A 17,100-nucleotide genomic window follows, 5' to 3' on the forward strand; every position below is an offset into this window, starting at 1 on the left:
AAGCCAAAAGAAAACCGCTTTATTGCGGGATTCCGTAAGCGGCTAAAGTTTTTTTAATAAATCTTTAAAATTCACTCTTGCGAATATAAAAGGTTTCGCATTTAACTTAAATACACGTTTTCTATACATTTTGTTAAAACTTATCCTTCCAAATCTAAACTAAGTTTTTCAATTTTGTACTACGTATTTATACGTACTTTTTGCACTTTTTCGTACGTATAAATACGTAGAAACCAAAAAACAGCCTCTTTTTTAGGTTGCACTTGCTTTCACTTATAACGTGTTGCCCTCTCTTGTTGTCTCTTGTTCCCACTTGTGTTTTTGTTGCAACGCCTTGTTGCAATTTTGTGTCAATCAATCAGCAAATCAATCTAACAACAAGTGAGCAATTCATTATTTAGAAATTTGAAAAACGGTGCTAAGTATAACGCCCTTATCCCACATTCTTCTTGTGAAAGAGTAAGTCTAGGAAAGGGCAATACTTTTTTTTCTATGGAAATGATCGTGCAACAAGCCTTGCAACATCATGAGCAAGTAGCAAAATTGGCTCCTGTTTTACAATCGGACACTTTAGAAAAAACGTGTCATTCAATACACGATTTTTTATATTGGCATTTGCAGTACAAAGCCGATGGAGAAGCGCAATTGTTGCGTAGTCCTGCTTGTTCATGGCAACAACGCTATGATGGTATTGATTGTAAAAGTTACAGTGTTTTTGCGAGTGCGATTTTGTTGCAACAAGGTATAAAACATTACATACGAAAGATAAAACAACCCCTACATAATCCACAAAACTACACACATGTTTATGTAGTTGTTCCCATCGACCAAGCTTCAGGCAATTTAAAAGCAGGTCATTATACCATTGATGGTACGTTGCAACAAACTACAGAACCTTTTTACACAGAAAAAAAAGACAATTTTATGGATAAGTTACCGCATTTTGGATTAAACGCACCAGGAGGATTAAGTGGAGAAGGAGAAGAAAACTCATGGTTAGATAATAACTGGGAAAGTATAAAATCAAAACTAAGCTGTTGGGGCGGTTCTGCTTACGATTGGAATAGAGCAGAAGCAGACATGAAAGGTATTTTGAATATTCTTCATGGTCATTTAGAAAACATCAACACTTCGTTAGCATCTGACAATATGCAAGCATTAGCAACATCGGTAAACCGATTTATAGGTATTGCTGCTTGGAACGCTTCGCTTGTTGGTACAAAAAGAAGTCATTCTTGGTCAAGCGATTGCACGAAAAACAATTTAAAAATCACACATGAAGCGTATAACTTTTATAGGTATGAAGTCACCAACGCATTGATGATTTACTTGGATACTTATTTTACAGGCATTCAAAACGGTAGTGTTGTATATGGTAGAGTTTCCCGATCTGGAGAAGGCGTTCAAGAAGCATATACTGGAGAGTGGGCGACATGGGAAGACCAAGACATTGTTTTTGACATTCCTTTTGTAAAGTACACACCCAAACCCAATATAAATATTCCCGCTTTTGAAATCACGCCTTATGTAGGACAAACAAATACTTCCAATTTTGATGTAGGCACTTTTTTACAAGGCTTGTCCAATATCATTAAAACCATTGGAGGTTCTTCAGGTGGAGGCTCAACAGGTTCGGGAACAGGCACGGGGAGTGGCTTTGAATATGACAATAACAACCCTGATAATCCCACTTACAAACCATCAACCAATAAAGCAGTCTTAGGATGGGGCGCTGCGCTTGTATTAGGCGGAATAGCCTTTACTAAAATGAAAGACAAACCAAAAGTAAAACCAAAAACAGAAAAATAATGTATCAAGATAATTATAATATAGAAGTAGAAAATCAAGGTTTAAACGGTTGGTTTGGTAGATTTTTAAAAGGAGTAATTGTTCGAGCTGCTGCAATGGTGGATTCCTACTTGTCAATTCAAACAGCAGGTCTTTCGGCAGAAATAGGAAGTTTTGCTTCATGGGCTGATACTATTGGAACAGGTTCAGGAAATAATGGATGGTGGCAAAAAGGAGCATTACCGATTTACAATATTGAAGACGACCCAAGAGCACAATATGAACCCAATAGCATAGAGGAAACCGTTTTAACTGCATTTGCTGATAATTTGGCTAAGATTGTGGCATTAGTTAGCGAAGATGCGATTAATAAAGTACAACAACTTCCTTTTTCAAATCAGAAAATTGCCAATGCCAACGCTTTGTTGCAACGCATTGCAACAGTGAAAGGCTATTATCAGTTTCACGAAATGGAAAGGCTGTCTTATGCAGCAGTACAATTGAGAAACTTACTTATTGAAAGCTTATTTATCCCCGTTGAAAAGTTGTTGCAACAGCAAATGGAAAAGGATGCTTCTTCATTTTTTCAAACCAATGTTGTTGTGAGTATTCCATCAAAAACAATGATAACCGATATAGCACCTTTTCAAAAAGTGTCTGTTATTCCGATTAAAGCGAGTTTTAAAATTTACGAATTGCACCCAAAATTAGATTTACCACCTGATGATGTGATTGTGGTAGATAACCCACCAAAAGGAGATGAAGGCATTGAAATTTCACCACCACCCAATGATGATGATGTCGTGATTACAGTTCCCGACCCAACGGATCCAATTCAAACGACAGTACCCGATTTAAGTGTCACTCCAGAAGGTTCGGGATTGCCTTGGTTATTGTTAATCGGAGGCAGTGTCTTAGCGGTTTGGGCAACAAAGAAAAAGAAGAAAGAAAAGAAATAATATTAATCAAAAATCGAATACAATGGAATTAAAACCAATAAAAACGGAGCAGTTAAGCTCGGGAGTTGTTAATGTTGTTGGAGCAGGAGCAGGCTTTATGCTTCCGGGCGCTTTAGCCAATATGGTGGCTAAAGTAAAAGTGGAAACAGTAGTTACTGAAGCCCAAAAGAAAAAGAAATTAATGGTTAACGCAGCCTGTATTTTAGCAGGTATCGCAGGAAGTTTAGCAGTAAGCGGAAAAGATACTGTAGCAGAAGGTGTAAGAGCTTTATGTACAGGTATTGCAGGAGGTGGAATTAAAGGCGTTGCTTCTCATTTACTTGAAAAAGAAGTAGCCAAAACAGATGCAGCAAGCAACAAAGGAATGCTTTTACGTGGTGCGCTTGGTTGTCCACAATCGACAATGAACCAAAGTAGAATTACACATTATCCAACCTTAAACCGTCCAGGGCGATTAAGACAACCAATTTTTCAAAGCAACCCTAGTTTAGAAATAGGAACAAACGATCCATTATCGTAAGTCGTAATTAAGAATACAAGAATTTTAAAATAGAATCAAACCAAAATAAAAAAGAACAAGATGCAAAGTATCACATTAGAACAAGCTGTAAGAACAGCACAACAATTAAAAACAGGAGAAGCTTTACCTTCTGTAATGATTTTAAATACAGAATATTTTCCTAGAAAAGCGGTGAAATTCACATCGGGATTGTCTAATAAAATAGAGAATACCGAGCTTATTTTACCAAAGCACGTTAAAGAAGTCGGAGTAAGAAACATAGATAAGGATCAGTTGGATTATCCTTTTTTGCCAACAGGGATTAGATTGGTGTTTGATACAACAACAGCAGATGTTACTCCTAATGTTGCGGATTATAAAGACAATGCACCAGTGTATTGGGCAAATGGAGAAATCACTATTTTTCAAGATGGTGTGTTAGCAGAGCTTCCTGTTTCTGTCTTAGCAAACAACTTTAATCCGTTAACTACTACGGATGATTTTTTCCCATTAGCTCCTTTTTTAATTCGTCCAAATAAATCCTTTAAAATCAGTACATCACTTGCAGGTATTGCACAAGCAGGTCATGCCTATAGAATTGAAATTCTAGGAATTGAGTTTGTAAAGAATTCAAGAAACTAATTAATCAAACCCAAAAGACTGCAAGTTTTTTGCAGTCTTTTTTAACTCTTTTCAAATGGAAATAACATACATAGAAGAAGTAAAAGACATTACTGTTTTAAATGGAAAAACAGGAGCTGTTGTTGATGAAGCAACCGATGTTGATGGTTCATTAATTGTTGGAGTTGTCATTTATCACGATGCTTTATCAGTGAATCCAAGCATGATAAAAGCGTCATTATATGGCAATCAAAAAGAACTGTCAAAGATGCAACATATTGACAATTATAGAAGTAGAGAAGCATCTTACAGCGAAGGATTTAAGCCTGTAGAACCGATGGAATCAGGAAAGAGAATTCGTTTTGAAATTCGTGCTGATAGTGCATTTACAGCAGATTTTAAAGCGCAATTAATTTTAATAAAAGAGAAAAGAAAAAACTGTTAATTATGGCAAAGGTTGTACTAACATCAAAAGAAATATTTAGAAAAGACAAGGTTCGAGAGCATAACGTAACAAGTCTTGTTATTTCAAATCTTGATACTAAAGAAGCGCGTTTTTTATACAATGGTGTACCAAGAATAATTCCTCCATTTGATGCGATGTACAATGTGCCAGTAGGCAGTTTTGAATTCTCTAATTACGGACATCACTTTGATATTGACATTCAATTTGATAGTGATACTTATAATCTGGTAGTTGATTATTCAATACTACTAGAAGCTACTAACCCTAACAATTGTAGATAATGAGGCAAGAATTTATACAATTAGTTCAAAAGTTACAGACAGATGCTTTGGCAGCGGTTTCTGTTTCCAATAAGAACAACTATCAGGAAATTTTAAAAAGTACCTACGGGCATGAACTAATTCAAAAATACGGTTCGGTTCAAAACTACTTTGAAAAGTTGAACCAAGAAGGACATACTGATTTAATTATTCAAGAATGGCGAAAAAACGGAAATACAAAGGTGCGAAAAAACAATCCTTTTGAAGTTTCTTTTTTAGAAAAGCCACAACCGACACAAGTGAAACCACAAGAACCTACAGGAAATATGTTTCAAGGATTAAAAGGAACAGGATTAGGCTTTGCTGATGTTCTGACAATGAACACTAATTCAGAGTTGAAAATTCGATATGAAATTGAAAATGAATTATTGAAAAAGGAAAACAAGAAACTTGAAGCAGAAATATTTCAGTTAAAAGAGAGTTCATTAAAAGACAAATATGCAGGAGACAAGAAAAGTCAAAACGGAGAAGTGGTTAATAATGCGATTAATCAACTTGGTCCAATTCTGCAATCTTTTTTCCAACCTAGAGAAGCACCAACCGCATTAAATGCACCTGTTCAAAATTTATCAGAGATAAAAAATCAGTTGCAACAATTATTGCAACACACGCAATTTTCAGATGCAATGGCAGAATTACTGCTATTAGTGAATAATAAAATCAATGATGATGACGGATTTTATGACAAGCTAGTGCAATTATTAGAACAACAACCTTAAAAAAAAACACAAGATGCAAAAACAAATCACATTAACAATACAGCCTTCCAATGCAGTTGATTTAAAGGCAAAGCAAAAAGCGTTAGAAGCTATTGCTTTATTAGAAACAGACACATTAACATTTTTAGGCGAGTTAGCCAATTCACCCAAAGCGGTTAAGAAATTAAAAGACAATAAAAAGCTCATTAAAACAATGGTCATGTAGTTTGTGTTGTGTCAACCACACTTTGCACTTGCCTTGCGGGTGTGGTTTTTTTGAATCATTAAAACAATAAAATAGTATGTCCAAGATAGTTGATAAAGCCAAAATAGGTCTTGAAAAAACAGGAGAAGCCGTAAAGAAAAATAAGACCCTACTTTTCATTGTAGGCAGTGTAGCGGTGTATTCCATTTATAAAATAGTATCCAATACCACCTCGGCAGTTGATGATATTTTTAATCCTGATATTGACAATGAAGTAGAAGGCACTGGAGGAAGCACACAAGGCGCATCGATTAGCAACCAACAAGCCACCAATTATGCGCAACAACTTTTAGATGCTATGAATTATAATCCGTGTTGGCTTTGTTATGGAACCGATGAAGAAAAGATTTTAGCTGTTTTTCAGAGGCTAAAAAACACAGGCGATTTTATCAAAGTCTATAATGCTTTTGGTAAAAAAGATTACAACGGTTATAACTCACCGCCCGATGGTTTTTTATCCAATTTTGATAGTTATGAGCCTCGTAATTTGGTCTATTGGTTAAAATCAGAAATAGAGCCGAAGGATGGCGATGTGTATGACATCGTTAAAGAAAGAGTAGAGTTAGCAGGTTTCACATTTTAATTCAAAAGCAATGTTAGTAAAAGGAAAAATAACAGATTATGAAGGTTTCCCCATTTTTGATGCAACGGTAGTTATAAAAGGAAGCGATCCTATAATTGGAGCAACAGCCAATTTTGATGGGAATTACGCCATTAATGTAAATAGAGGTGATATACTGAAATTCTCTCATGTGGGTACAAACCAAATCATTGAAAGAAATGTAACCGCTTCAATGACAACATTAGATATTGCCATGCCTAACGAATTACAATTGCCTGAAACGGTTGTAATAGGAAAGAAACGCACCAATTGGTTTTGGTTGCCTCTTGTTATTGTTGGTGGTGCTATTGCAGTGAATCAGTCTAGAAAAGAGAAAGCAACACCCAAAAAAATCAAAATCTAATGACTTCTTATCTAAATAGTACACTCCCCAATTTGCCCAGAGGATTACGCAACAATAACCCGGGCAATTTGATACAAACAAATATTCCCTGGAAAGGCAAAGTGCCACTATCTCAAAACACCGATACGCGTTTTGAACAATTCTACGAATTACGCTATGGCATAAGAGCTTTGATGTTGGACTTGTATAATGATTTTTACAAAGGAAAAAACACAGTCACGCAATTAATATCAGAGTTTGCGCCCCATTTTGAAAACAATACCGATGCTTATATCCGTTCGGTTATTAATGGCATCGGTTCTAATGTGATTGGAACACTTACTGAAGAAAAACTAATCGGATTATCCAAAGCCATTGTTTTAATGGAAAACGGAGTGAAGTATAAAAACTACATCACCGATAACGATTACAAACAAGCGGTAGCCATTTTAGGAAAACCCCTTAAAAAAAAAGCATAGGAATTTTGCCAGTTTTGGCGCTATCAACGGCTATAATTTTAATGATAAAGAAACTAAAACATGATCGGAAATAAACCTTTTTCACGCCCAGCACTTGACGAATTAAAAGACAAATTACTGGATAGCTATAACGGAGTAAGAGCCGAACCAGTTGATACAACTTTAAACGGTTTTCATATTGAGAAAACAGAAAATAAAAGTGTCGGATTTTCGGTAGTCAATAATGATACTGCAGGAAACTCAGCGCAAGCCAATATCATGGTTAAAGGAAGTGGAAAGCTCTATTCCAATTATGTTGGATTAAGTTATTACAACAACAATTATTATGTAGCTGCTTTTAGAAATAGTGGCTTATTGTTTTCGGATAAAACCTTGAATTTAGCAACTTGGTTTAATAATCCTATTGTTTTTAGAACAGGTTCCACCTTTTCAGGAACAACACCAAAATTTACCATTCATGGCAACGGACAACTTCAATTGGGCGTTCAACCGACATTAAATAATGCAGTTACTAAACTATTAGCCATTGATGAACTTGGAAACATTGTAACTGTCGATAAACCTTAAAAAAAAATAGATATGCAGCTTTCAGAATTACTCAATTATATCCTTGGTGGAACAACAATTACTTCAATTATTTTAGGATGGAGAACCCGCAAAACAGATGCAGTGGATAAGATGGCTGATGTCTATAAAAAAATGTCGGAGCAAACAGAAAAACGATTGGACGATATGCAAAAAACATTAGACGAATACCGTACAGAATTAAACCAGTATATCAATCAATGTTCTAAATGTTCCAATAACAAACTAAGAAAATGAAACTACTAAAAACACTCTTAGCAATGCTATTGCTCTTGTTTGTTTCTTGCGCTGTCAAGCACAAAGAAAAGCAACATGAAAAAGTAGCAGTGCAACTAAAAAGTACTACCCATACTAAAAGCACAGCTTTAAAAGAAACACTTGCAACAAAAGCACTTGCTACTAAAAAAGAAGTAGAATTTGAAGTATCAAATGTAAGTTATCAAGGTAATAAAGGGGATTCGTTAGTCATAACAGAAACCAATTTGAATACTGGAGTAACAACCAAAAAAACGTATCAAGGTTCGGGAACATTCACCCAAACCAAAACAAAAGGAAGTACTTCAGAAAACATAAAATCGACAACAAGAAATCAAGCTTCACAAAACAAAGCAGCAGAAAATCAAAACCATTTGGATGCTAAAATACAACGATCCAAATCTAAAAAGTTAGTGGATAAACAAAGCTTTTTTAACTGGTGGTTACTATTGCTTTTAGTAGTAATTGCAATTGCTTGGTATTTGAACAAAGAATTCAATTGGGTTTTCAAATTGTACAGTCAAATTATGAAAGTTGCAAGTCTAATTTTTAAATAATTGAACCCATGAAAAAAAGTACCTGGTACATCATCGGAACAACAACATTATTATTTCTAATTATGGGAACAAAAAAAGCATTCGCAAAAATAACAGCCAATCAAAACCTAAGAACCTGCGACTTGCATGGGTGCGGTTCTTTTGGTGCAAGTAGAGGCAACAGAAAACATAATGGTATTGATATTATAACAGTACCAGGAGAAAAAATCATGAGTCCAATTTCGGGAACAGTAACGCGCTATCCTTATCCGTATGGCAACGATTTAAGCTATACAGGCATTGAAATTGTAAATTCAGAATACAAAATAAAAATGTTCTATTTAAAACCAATAGCACCAATAGGAAGTACTGTATTTGCAGGTAAAATAATTGGTGTTTCTCAAAATATAGCTGCTAAATACAGTACAGCAATGACCAATCATGTGCATTTAGAAGTGTATAAAAAACAAGGAACTAACTGGATTTTAATCGATCCTACAAACTTATTTTAATATGAAACCAATCCTAAAAAAAGCAATATTAGTTTCAGGTGTTTCTTTTGCATTAGTAGGCATTTTAGCTTACAACAAAGTACAGAAACTAAAACGTGTTTTTGAGAAACTAGAAATTGAACCCGTAAGCGTTCGAAATCTAAAAGTGTCCTTTACTGCCATCACTTTTACAACCGATATTTTATTTGTTAATCCAACCTCGGAAGAGTTTTCTGTGAGTGGTTATGTGGCTTCTTTAAAGCGATTGAACTTCTTTTATTCAGGCAAATATATAGCAACCATTCGTCCAGTAATAAATGAAATCGAAATTCCAGCCAATAACAAATTACTGTTTAAAAACTTACCTGTAGAATTGCCTTCAGGAGAAATTTTAGGTTCAATAATGGAACTTACCTCATTCGATATTAACAAGCTAAGTATTGAAGCTTTTATTGATGTTGCAGGTTCAGAATATAGTATAAAAGGATAATATGAGTAAATCAGTAGAAAAATTCCACGCTTTAAATGGAGCAACTGTAAGTAGAGAAGACTTACATAAAATAATCAATCTTGCTAAAAATGAAAACAATACAACAATCATTTACCGTTGTACTCGTGCTTTAGAGATATTTCCAAAAAACGAAAAAGAATGCATTGTTGAAATTCAACAATATAAGTCAGCACTTAATGCACCACATCATTCAGGCTCATATAAAGAAGCCTTAGATGATTGTGGACGATTAAAAAAAGGTTGGAAATTTCAAAACGGGAATGTAATTCAAGTTAAAAAAGATACAAAAAAATCAGTTACAACAAAAGATAAGTCACTAAAAATAAAGGAAAAACCCGTTATTAAAAAAAGTACCGATGATTCTAAAAATGTCCAAAAGACCCAAAATGTAGCTAAAAGAAAATCTAAATATGGGGTAAAAAAAGAAAAAAATAGAGTGCAAAAAGTTCAAAAAACAAGAACTTTTGAAAGAAAATCTTTTGCTCCTGAAGAATGGAAAAATGCTGATACTAGAAAAACAACATATTTAATTAAAAAGTATCTTAAAGAGAAATTTGGTATTGATTGCCGTGTTAAATCTGAATATTATTCAGGAGGTAGTAGTTTGAATATTTGGTATAATTTTGGACCAGCTGAAAAGGTTGTAGAGGATGAAATAAAACGCTTGCAATATGGCTCTTTTGATGGAATGACGGATATGTATAATTATTCGGATAGATCCGAAAAAGGAATGATTTTAGACGGATATAAATTAAATGAGTATAAGTTTGTATTTGTTAGCCGTGAAATTCCCAAAAGTTTTGATACTAGGCTTGCTATTCTTGTTTCTTCAGTTGATAAATTTAACAACGTTCCACCTTTTGATGGCAATGAAAATAAATTACACGATAATTTCCCACAAAGATTTGGTGAATTTTGGTCTTGGGGTCAATTAGTAAGATCTAAATTTTGGAACGCAAATTATGTAACTCAAAATGAAAGTGAAATAAAAGATTTAGAAATTCACGGAAATTTTAATGATTATCATTTAACTTATACGGTTAAGGGTAAGAAATACAACAGTAGAAAACCATCTATATACCCTACAAAAATGGTAAAAGAAAAAAACATTATTAAAAACCTTATTAGATTTATTGATTATGGTAAAGATAATGTAGCAGTTATCGGATATACAGGGGAAATTAGTGATTATCTAGAAGAAGAGGGAGGAGAATACAGTAATGAAATTAAGTTTCAAGGAGAAAATCATTCAGGATTTATATTTCACAAATCAAAAGCAGATGCAGTTGCTAATATTTTGATAAATTATGCCAATGAAGACAAAAGTGCAGGATTATCTGCTCCCTCTCTTACAGGAGTTGCGAGAACTGCATTAGACTTTTATTCAAAGTCTAAAAAAAAAATCAAAATAAAAAGTAAAGAAGTTCTTAACGGTGTTTCAGTTATTGAAGAACAAGAAGCAGAAAAGCCTGTTGCAACAAACAAATTAATGCAAATGCAGTTTGACTCGTTACCCATTAATGAAGAATGGCAGGAGCTCATGCAAAACCCAGCAGCTAATTTAAAAATTGCCATTTGGGGAAAACCAAAAAATGGTAAAACTTCGGCATCCTTACAAATGGCAAATTATTTTACCAACTTCGGGAATGTGCTTTATAATTTCGCAGACCAGGGCTTTAATAAATCAACACAAGATTTATGGATTAACTCAGGGTTAGCAGACAATTCAAATGCCTATCCTGATGATTCCGATACCATAGAAGCACTTGAAAAAGAAATTGCAACAGGAAAGTATAAGTTCGTTTTTATAGACATGATTTCCGATTACATACGGTTAGAAAAAATTAAGCCGGAAGACTTCAAAAAACGATTCATTAAAAAATATCCTAGTGTATCCTTCATTTTAATTTTTGAAGTTACCAAAAGTGGCGACTTTAAAGGGGATCAAGGTTGGACACATTTAGTCGATGCGATAATGACAGTAGAAGATTTCTTAATTGAAAACAGAGGTCGTTACGGAATGGGGGAGCGTGTCGTTTGGGAAGAAGGTTTTAAAAAGTTCAATCCTAAGAGATATCAAGAATATTTAGAAAACAAAACAACTAGCACAACGGAAGTAATAGAAGAAGAACAAACTGAAAATATACCTGGTCCCGTTACTAACGTTCCAGAATTTTCATTTCAAATACAATAAATCAATCATCAATCAAAAAACGTAATCAATTATGAGTACAAAACGAGTAAGTAAGAAAGAAGCATTAACCTCATGCGGAACAAAATTAAAGAAAGGCTACAAATATGTAAAAGGTGGAGCAGTGGTTAAAGTAACCGCTAAAAAGAAAGTCAAATCTAAGAAAAAGTAAATTTTTTCAATGCTAAAAAAACCGTTGCAATTTTTGTTGCAACGGTTTTTTTGTGGTTTTATGTTTAAAGATAACGGATGTTTATATCCAACTAACCCATCTTTTTGCGAACCGCCGAGTACGAGAACCGTACGCTCGGTGGTGTGAGAGGCGCACTCTGTCAGTTACTGACAGAGCCGTCTACTCATATCTTTGTGAATAATATAAATCTAAGGTTGATTAATATCTTTGTAAGTAAATGAAAACTAAGGTTGGCTCTAGACAGGTCTACTAAACACGTATTTACGATGTTGTAATCGAGGAATATCCAACTTTAGTTTCTTCTTTCAAAGTTTGAACAGTACTTATAGATATTAGTTAGTTCTAATAATCTTGAATAAATGATGAGTAAAAACAAAGAGGGAGAATTCATTTTAATCTATGTTTCATTTAAAAAAGACAGTTATGGTAAAGTTAATGAAGTATGCAGTTGGCATTGATGTTTCCAAGGATAAATTTGATGTTTGTTTTTGTGAAATTGATACCGTTCAGCAGATTAATATTAAATCAAGTCAAAGGTTTTCCAATACCGATAAGAAGTTTAAAGAATTTGATTTATGGCTTGGGAAGAATCAAAAAGAAAAAATCCCCTTGATTTTAACAATGGAGGCCACTGGTGTTTATTATGAAAAAATAGCTCTGTATCTCTATAAAAAAGGTTACTCGGTATCAGTTGTGCTTCCAACAAAAGCAAAGAAGTATATGCAAGCATTGGGTTTAAAATCAAAAAATGACAAGATTGACGCAAAGGGTCTTGCGCGAATGGCTGCTGAACAGAGACATGATCTTTGGCAACCTATGGGTGATTATTTTTACAAGTTACGTCAATTAACTAGGCATCATGAACAACTTCAACAATCAAAAACACATTTTGCAAATCAAATGCACGCTCTTGATCATGGTTCTTTTCAGGTAAAAGAAGTTGTTAGCCATCAACGGAAAATGATTTCGTTGATTGAAAAACAAATAGTGGAGACCTTAAAGTTTATTAAAGAGCATATCAATAGTAGTGAAGAAGTAAAGCAAAAAGTAGATAATATTTGTCTAGTCAAAGGGATTGGTTTATTGACAGTAGCAACAATAATAGGGGAAACAAATGGGTTTGAGATGTTTAAAAATATTAGGCAACTGGTAAGCTATTCGGGATATGATGTAGTGGAAAATCAATCGGGAAAACATTTTGGAAAAACTAAAATTTCTAAAAAAGGGAACGCCCATATCAGACGAATATTACACATGCCTTCCTTCACAGTAGTGAGATATGATCAAAAACCTTTTGCTGATTTATTTGAAAGGGTTTATGAGAGAACAAATATTAAAATGAAGGGATATGTTGCTGTTCAGAGAAAGATGTTAATCTACATCTATACGCTTTGGAAAAATAATCAACCGTATCAGCCTCAAGAGAATAATATTTCCGGTAATGATGAGTCTAAGTCTCTCTTTCTGCTTGTTTCCGAAGGAAACATTATAGATTAGAAAAAGAAGAAATAGTCCTGGAAAAAACCAGGACTATACTAGAAGAACTTCCGTGCAAAGAGTCACCTGAAGTCCTCTTTCTGCTAGAGTAAAATTACGAAAATTTATTTGTTTTTTAAGACAGTACCTCGATTACCCACAGTATTTATTTCAAAATCTTGTTCATATATAAGTTGGATATAATTAGAATACCCATAAGGATTACAAGTAAAAGCATAATAAAGATAGAATCTTTATGTTTGATATGTGCGATTATAGCTGTTATTAAAAATAATCCAACACCTGCATAAGTCCATTCTTTTAGTTGCAAAGAAGCAAATGGTATTAGTAATACAATTGCAGCTATCAATTTTAAAGCAGCTAGTTCTACCCTGAAAAAGTCAGGAAAACCTAAAGCTTTAATTCCTTGAATTGTACTTTTACTGAATAAATAACTATAAGAGCTTAAGAGGAGGAAAACTGATATAATTACTGTTGAAGACCAATATATTACTTTCATATTATAAAAAACTATCGGTAATTTGTTTCACCAATTTAGTGCCATCTGGGTCCGCTTTTGTTTTTAGCTCACAAAAATCTTCTGCCCATTTTGAAGTTCGGATTCTTAAAGGTGGATTTTCGTTTTGAGCAATGCCGAAAACAACTTCAGCTACTTCAAGGCCTGTTTGATATACTTGATCTTTACTTTCTGTAGCTCTTTTTTGATTGCCAGCCATATATCTTTCGAATATTGGTAAGTATTCACCTGTTGCAAATTGTCCTTCAGTCGCAGATTTTTCAATAGCAGAAGTCATAAATTCGGTGGCTATTCCACCTGGTTCAACGCAAGTAATTTTGATGTTAAAGGCATCACTAACATAGGTTGCAAGTCCTTCCATAAATCCTTCTACAGCAAATTTAGCACCGCAATATAATTCGTTAAAAGGTTGTCCAACCAAACCGCCAACAGAGGTAATACTAATTATTTGGCCAGATTTTTGTTTTCTCATATAAGGCAGTACGGCTTGTGTGCAAAATACTACTCCGTGATAATTTACGTCAGTAACCCATCTGATTTCTTCCTCTGAAGCTTGCTCTGTTGTTTTCGCAAAACCAGCACCTGCGTTATTCACTAATACATCTATCTTTCCATCTTTTTCTATAATAGTCCTTACGGTTGATTCTATTGAATCTATTTTAGTTACATCTAAAGGAAGTATTTCTATATTCAGATTTTCTTCCTGAATTTTCTGTTTAAGTTTTTCCGATTTTTTAAGATTTCGCATTGTAGCGTAAACTTTGTAGTTGTTTTTGGCGAATAGAATAGCACTTTCAAATCCTACGCCTGTTGATGTTCCTGTGATTAATACATTTTTAGTCATAATTGTAATTTTATGGAACGAACGTTCATTCCAAGTTATTGATAAATTTTTTTTATTCTTTGATGGCGTCCCAAACCATTGTTACTTGATTTTTAAGGGAAGCTTGTTTTCTCTCGGTTTGTGTTTGATTAAAATACCATCTTAAATAGGATAAAATAGCACCACCTATAAACATTAAAATTTCTTCAATGTCTATGTTTTTGATAATGCGTTGTTGTTTTCCCAATATTAAAAGTTCAAAAACAGGAGTAATAGATTTTCGACCTTCTTCTTTGCTATTTTCCGTTATAATAGGAGATGCTTGTAGTTGCTCCATAAATCGGAAATAGTTAGGATTGTTAATGAAGAAAGTAACAGCAATAGTAAAATAGTTTTCAAATTGAGTTTTGATTGGCTTATCCGATTCAAAATTCTCAAAGAGTAATTTTTCCTGTTTTTTTATATCAGTGTAAATTTCATTAATTAAGGCTTCTTTGTTTGGAAAGTAGTTGTAGATCGTTCCCATTCCAGTTTTTGCCGCTTTGCCAATAGCAGACATAGGAGTATTATGAACGCCTTTTTCTACAAGTAGCTCGAGTGCAGAAGCTAATATGATTTGTTTTTTATTCACTTTGCAAATATACAACAATTGGAATGATTGTTCCAAATTTTTATGATTTTTTTGTGGAACTGGTAGTAATTTTATATTGTGGGTAACGGTCTTGTATATGAAAAGTAGCAGATTTATGTGTACTAATTTTCAGTTTAAAACAAAGATAGCAGAAAAAGAACTAAACTTTAAGTTTTGCTCTTAACTGCTATTTTTTATATACGTTGTTGGCAACTGGCTTTATTTTATTTCAATTATGTTATTAGTTCTAATATAAATCAATGCTTCTTTGGTTGTTGAGATTTCGTGAACACTATTTCCTGTTGATTCAAAATAACTACCAGCATCTAAATTTGTTACAGCATCTAAATTAGGCATTTTGTAATCAACATTTCCTTCAATAATAACTCCATATAAAATAGTTCCTTTACTGTAAATGTTTCCTTTAAAATGTGAAGGGAGTTTCACTAAAACGCCACGAACATCTTCTGCATTTTTCCATAAAAAACTAATTTTGGATTGGTTATTGGCTGAAATCCAATTGGTTTGGGTGTTGTCAAGCCAAACAATATTAGAGGCATCAATATTAATTGGGCGTTCCCCTTGATCAAAAGATTCATTTGTTGGTTTTACTAAATATGGTCCATTATCGATTTCGATATAAGCCATTGTTCCTTCTCCTTTGGCAGAAGTAATATGCGGTTCACCAGCAGGTTGCGTCCAAAATGAGCCAACAGGCATCCACATATTTTCTGCTTTTGGGTCGTCATTGTGTATTAATCCTTTCATCACAATGGCACGATAAGTTACATTATGAATGTGAGGTGGCGATGAAAATCCATCTACAAATTTCCCTATATATCCAGTTGGTACATCGTCTTTTCTATTACCCCAAATTGTTCCAGCTAAAGGACTTTTATCTCCTCGTGCTGGATTCATTTGTTCCCAAATAATATCAGTACTTAAACCAATTTTATTTGTTGGGTTTTCTACAATTTGAGAAATAGTGGTTTCTGTCGCTTTTTCTTCTGATTTTGGATTGTTGCATGAAACAAGGAACCCTAAAATTAAGATTAAATAATTGTTTGATTTCATTGTTTTTGTTATTTAGATTACTGTCATTATTTCACTTTCTGGCAATCTTGATTTTGGTGTTTTGTCAGTAGCATTAAAATCAGAAGTTGCTCTGTAACCTAAAGAAACAGCTACTAAAGAAGTGTAGCCTTTTTCTCTTAACCCAAACTCTTCGTCTAACGCTTTTACATCAATACCTTCCATTGGTGTAGCATCTATTCCAAGACTTGCTACTCCTAATAAAAAGCTTCCTATGTTTAAATAAACTTGTTTTTCCATCCAATGATTAAGGTCTTTCAAGTCATATTTATGAATGTCTGCAAATGCTTTTACTGCACCTAAAAATCCGTTTTTAATATCTTCATTAGGAAATCTTCCGTTTTTATCCTCTGTATCTGCAATATGTTGATAATACTTTTCATCAGCATCAATTTTTGAACAAAATAGGACAACTACCGATGCGTTTAATACTTTAGGTTCATTAAAATGAAAAAAGCCTTGCGTCCCTTTTGCTACTCTTTCTTTACCTTCTTTAGATTCAGCAATGATAAAATGCCAAGGTTGTAAGTTTACGCTTGATGGACTCATTCTCAATAAATTTTTCACTTCCTTCATATCTGATTCAGATATTTTTTTATTCGGGTCAAATTCTTTGGTAGTGTATCTCCAGTTTAATATTTCTTTTAAGTTCATTTTTTTTTTGTTTTTTAAGTGCTATCATTTTTATAGTTGCAAAAGTAAGTATTGTAATTTATCTTTGCAATAACGGTCAAAAATG

Annotated in this window: 24 protein-coding genes; 19 read left to right on the forward strand and 5 right to left on the reverse strand. The window is 33.7% G+C overall.

Annotation, left to right across the window (positions count from 1 at the left end; genetic code table 11):
* Window positions 1-381 precede the first annotated feature (381 nt).
* From L2Z92_RS11510 to L2Z92_RS11600, 19 genes are all read left to right on the forward strand, one after another.
* Window positions 382-1,809 carry a hypothetical protein gene (locus tag L2Z92_RS11510; protein ID WP_264554424.1) on the forward strand — a complete coding sequence of 476 codons (1,428 nt, stop codon included), beginning with the start codon at window positions 382-384 and terminating at the stop codon, window positions 1,807-1,809.
* Window positions 1,809-2,747 carry a hypothetical protein gene (locus tag L2Z92_RS11515; protein ID WP_236453180.1) on the forward strand — a complete coding sequence of 313 codons (939 nt, stop codon included), beginning with the start codon at window positions 1,809-1,811 and terminating at the stop codon, window positions 2,745-2,747. Before L2Z92_RS11510 ends, L2Z92_RS11515 begins: the two co-directional genes overlap by 1 nt.
* A 22-nt stretch (window positions 2,748-2,769) precedes the next feature.
* Window positions 2,770-3,267, forward strand: coding sequence for a hypothetical protein (locus L2Z92_RS11520; protein ID WP_236453192.1), 498 nt, complete (start codon window positions 2,770-2,772; stop codon window positions 3,265-3,267).
* Window positions 3,268-3,327: 60 nt separating this feature from the next.
* Complete coding sequence (locus L2Z92_RS11525; protein ID WP_236453194.1) at window positions 3,328-3,888, forward strand: hypothetical protein; 561 nt, start codon at window positions 3,328-3,330, stop codon at window positions 3,886-3,888.
* A gap of 55 nt (window positions 3,889-3,943) precedes the next feature.
* On the forward strand, window positions 3,944-4,312 hold the full coding sequence (locus tag L2Z92_RS11530; protein ID WP_236452882.1) for a hypothetical protein: 369 nt from the start codon (window positions 3,944-3,946) through the stop codon (window positions 4,310-4,312).
* Between the two features lie 2 nt (window positions 4,313-4,314).
* Window positions 4,315-4,614, forward strand: a complete 300-nt coding sequence (locus L2Z92_RS11535) for a hypothetical protein (protein ID WP_236452884.1) — start codon at window positions 4,315-4,317, stop codon at window positions 4,612-4,614.
* The gene (locus L2Z92_RS11540) at window positions 4,614-5,372 is read left to right on the forward strand and encodes a hypothetical protein (protein WP_236453197.1); all 759 of its coding nucleotides are present in this window, start codon (window positions 4,614-4,616) and stop codon (window positions 5,370-5,372) included. The genes L2Z92_RS11535 and L2Z92_RS11540 overlap by 1 nt, the downstream gene beginning before the upstream one ends.
* 13 nt (window positions 5,373-5,385) lie before the next feature.
* Window positions 5,386-5,577 carry a hypothetical protein gene (locus L2Z92_RS11545; protein WP_236453201.1) on the forward strand — a complete coding sequence of 64 codons (192 nt, stop codon included), beginning with the start codon at window positions 5,386-5,388 and terminating at the stop codon, window positions 5,575-5,577.
* 76 nt (window positions 5,578-5,653) lie between these two features.
* On the forward strand, window positions 5,654-6,199 hold the full coding sequence (locus L2Z92_RS11550) for a hypothetical protein (protein ID WP_236453204.1): 546 nt from the start codon (window positions 5,654-5,656) through the stop codon (window positions 6,197-6,199).
* Between the two features lie 10 nt (window positions 6,200-6,209).
* Window positions 6,210-6,581, forward strand: coding sequence for a carboxypeptidase-like regulatory domain-containing protein (locus L2Z92_RS11555; RefSeq protein ID WP_236453207.1), 372 nt, complete (start codon window positions 6,210-6,212; stop codon window positions 6,579-6,581).
* Between the two features lie 68 nt (window positions 6,582-6,649).
* Window positions 6,650-7,039, forward strand: a complete 390-nt coding sequence (locus tag L2Z92_RS11560; RefSeq protein ID WP_236453210.1) for a hypothetical protein — start codon at window positions 6,650-6,652, stop codon at window positions 7,037-7,039.
* Window positions 7,040-7,099: 60 nt separating this feature from the next.
* Window positions 7,100-7,606, forward strand: coding sequence for a hypothetical protein (locus L2Z92_RS11565; RefSeq protein WP_236453213.1), 507 nt, complete (start codon window positions 7,100-7,102; stop codon window positions 7,604-7,606).
* Between the two features lie 12 nt (window positions 7,607-7,618).
* A complete protein-coding gene (locus L2Z92_RS11570) occupies window positions 7,619-7,861 on the forward strand; it encodes a hypothetical protein (protein ID WP_236453216.1) in 243 nt (80 codons plus the stop codon).
* Complete coding sequence (locus L2Z92_RS11575) at window positions 7,858-8,436, forward strand: hypothetical protein (protein WP_236453218.1); 579 nt, start codon at window positions 7,858-7,860, stop codon at window positions 8,434-8,436. Before L2Z92_RS11570 ends, L2Z92_RS11575 begins: the two co-directional genes overlap by 4 nt.
* An 8-nt stretch (window positions 8,437-8,444) precedes the next feature.
* Entirely contained in the window at window positions 8,445-8,927 is a 483-nt protein-coding gene (locus tag L2Z92_RS11580) for a M23 family metallopeptidase (RefSeq protein ID WP_236453220.1), read from the forward strand.
* Between the two features lies 1 nt (window position 8,928).
* Window positions 8,929-9,396, forward strand: coding sequence for a hypothetical protein (locus L2Z92_RS11585; RefSeq protein WP_236453222.1), 468 nt, complete (start codon window positions 8,929-8,931; stop codon window positions 9,394-9,396).
* Between the two features lies 1 nt (window position 9,397).
* Window positions 9,398-11,611 carry an LPD29 domain-containing protein gene (locus L2Z92_RS11590; protein ID WP_236453223.1) on the forward strand — a complete coding sequence of 738 codons (2,214 nt, stop codon included), beginning with the start codon at window positions 9,398-9,400 and terminating at the stop codon, window positions 11,609-11,611.
* 31 nt (window positions 11,612-11,642) lie between these two features.
* Window positions 11,643-11,780, forward strand: coding sequence for a hypothetical protein (locus tag L2Z92_RS11595; protein ID WP_236453234.1), 138 nt, complete (start codon window positions 11,643-11,645; stop codon window positions 11,778-11,780).
* 456 nt (window positions 11,781-12,236) lie between these two features.
* On the forward strand, window positions 12,237-13,298 hold the full coding sequence (locus tag L2Z92_RS11600) for an IS110 family RNA-guided transposase (protein WP_236458849.1): 1,062 nt from the start codon (window positions 12,237-12,239) through the stop codon (window positions 13,296-13,298).
* Between the two features lie 145 nt (window positions 13,299-13,443).
* Here L2Z92_RS11600 and L2Z92_RS11605 read toward each other — a convergent pair whose 3' ends face one another.
* The 5 genes from L2Z92_RS11605 to nfsB all read right to left on the reverse strand — a co-directional run bounded on the left by L2Z92_RS11605 (window position 13,444) and on the right by nfsB (window position 17,015).
* Entirely contained in the window at window positions 13,444-13,797 is a 354-nt protein-coding gene (locus L2Z92_RS11605; protein ID WP_236453237.1) for a DoxX family protein, read from the reverse strand.
* Between the two features lies 1 nt (window position 13,798).
* Window positions 13,799-14,659, reverse strand: coding sequence for an SDR family oxidoreductase (locus tag L2Z92_RS11610; protein ID WP_236453239.1), 861 nt, complete (start codon window positions 14,657-14,659; stop codon window positions 13,799-13,801).
* Window positions 14,660-14,711: 52 nt separating this feature from the next.
* Window positions 14,712-15,305 carry a TetR/AcrR family transcriptional regulator gene (locus tag L2Z92_RS11615; protein ID WP_319800371.1) on the reverse strand — a complete coding sequence of 198 codons (594 nt, stop codon included), beginning with the start codon at window positions 15,303-15,305 and terminating at the stop codon, window positions 14,712-14,714.
* A gap of 183 nt (window positions 15,306-15,488) precedes the next feature.
* Window positions 15,489-16,343, reverse strand: coding sequence for a DUF4437 domain-containing protein (locus L2Z92_RS11620; protein WP_236453242.1), 855 nt, complete (start codon window positions 16,341-16,343; stop codon window positions 15,489-15,491).
* A 12-nt stretch (window positions 16,344-16,355) separates the two neighbouring features.
* Complete coding sequence (gene nfsB, locus L2Z92_RS11625) at window positions 16,356-17,015, reverse strand: oxygen-insensitive NAD(P)H nitroreductase (protein WP_236453245.1); 660 nt, start codon at window positions 17,013-17,015, stop codon at window positions 16,356-16,358.
* Window positions 17,016-17,100 lie beyond the last annotated feature (85 nt).

The organism is Flavobacterium jumunjinense (assembly GCF_021650975.2).
Lineage (GTDB): Bacteria > Bacteroidota > Bacteroidia > Flavobacteriales > Flavobacteriaceae > Flavobacterium > Flavobacterium jumunjinense.

Excerpts from the sequence above, each read along its gene's own strand:
- L2Z92_RS11555 (WP_236453207.1), top strand. The coding sequence starts at position 6,210 with ATGTTAGTAAAAGGAAAAATAACAGATTATGAAGGTTTCCCCATTTTT.
- L2Z92_RS11520 (WP_236453192.1), top strand. The coding sequence starts at position 2,770 with ATGGAATTAAAACCAATAAAAACGGAGCAGTTAAGCTCGGGAGTTGTT.
- L2Z92_RS11585 (WP_236453222.1), top strand. The coding sequence starts at position 8,929 with ATGAAACCAATCCTAAAAAAAGCAATATTAGTTTCAGGTGTTTCTTTT.
- L2Z92_RS11590 (WP_236453223.1), top strand. The coding sequence starts at position 9,398 with ATGAGTAAATCAGTAGAAAAATTCCACGCTTTAAATGGAGCAACTGTA.
- L2Z92_RS11595 (WP_236453234.1), top strand. The coding sequence starts at position 11,643 with ATGAGTACAAAACGAGTAAGTAAGAAAGAAGCATTAACCTCATGCGGA.
- L2Z92_RS11580 (WP_236453220.1), top strand. The coding sequence starts at position 8,445 with ATGAAAAAAAGTACCTGGTACATCATCGGAACAACAACATTATTATTT.
- L2Z92_RS11610 (WP_236453239.1), bottom strand. The coding sequence starts at position 14,659 with ATGACTAAAAATGTATTAATCACAGGAACATCAACAGGCGTAGGATTT.
- L2Z92_RS11545 (WP_236453201.1), top strand. The coding sequence starts at position 5,386 with ATGCAAAAACAAATCACATTAACAATACAGCCTTCCAATGCAGTTGAT.
- L2Z92_RS11550 (WP_236453204.1), top strand. The coding sequence starts at position 5,654 with ATGTCCAAGATAGTTGATAAAGCCAAAATAGGTCTTGAAAAAACAGGA.
- L2Z92_RS11600 (WP_236458849.1), top strand. The coding sequence starts at position 12,237 with ATGAAGTATGCAGTTGGCATTGATGTTTCCAAGGATAAATTTGATGTT.
- L2Z92_RS11620 (WP_236453242.1), bottom strand. The coding sequence starts at position 16,343 with ATGAAATCAAACAATTATTTAATCTTAATTTTAGGGTTCCTTGTTTCA.
- nfsB (WP_236453245.1), bottom strand. The coding sequence starts at position 17,015 with ATGAACTTAAAAGAAATATTAAACTGGAGATACACTACCAAAGAATTT.
- L2Z92_RS11570 (WP_236453216.1), top strand. The coding sequence starts at position 7,619 with ATGCAGCTTTCAGAATTACTCAATTATATCCTTGGTGGAACAACAATT.
- L2Z92_RS11515 (WP_236453180.1), top strand. The coding sequence starts at position 1,809 with ATGTATCAAGATAATTATAATATAGAAGTAGAAAATCAAGGTTTAAAC.
- L2Z92_RS11605 (WP_236453237.1), bottom strand. The coding sequence starts at position 13,797 with ATGAAAGTAATATATTGGTCTTCAACAGTAATTATATCAGTTTTCCTC.
- L2Z92_RS11530 (WP_236452882.1), top strand. The coding sequence starts at position 3,944 with ATGGAAATAACATACATAGAAGAAGTAAAAGACATTACTGTTTTAAAT.
- L2Z92_RS11565 (WP_236453213.1), top strand. The coding sequence starts at position 7,100 with ATGATCGGAAATAAACCTTTTTCACGCCCAGCACTTGACGAATTAAAA.
- L2Z92_RS11575 (WP_236453218.1), top strand. The coding sequence starts at position 7,858 with ATGAAACTACTAAAAACACTCTTAGCAATGCTATTGCTCTTGTTTGTT.
- L2Z92_RS11535 (WP_236452884.1), top strand. The coding sequence starts at position 4,315 with ATGGCAAAGGTTGTACTAACATCAAAAGAAATATTTAGAAAAGACAAG.
- L2Z92_RS11525 (WP_236453194.1), top strand. The coding sequence starts at position 3,328 with ATGCAAAGTATCACATTAGAACAAGCTGTAAGAACAGCACAACAATTA.
- L2Z92_RS11540 (WP_236453197.1), top strand. The coding sequence starts at position 4,614 with ATGAGGCAAGAATTTATACAATTAGTTCAAAAGTTACAGACAGATGCT.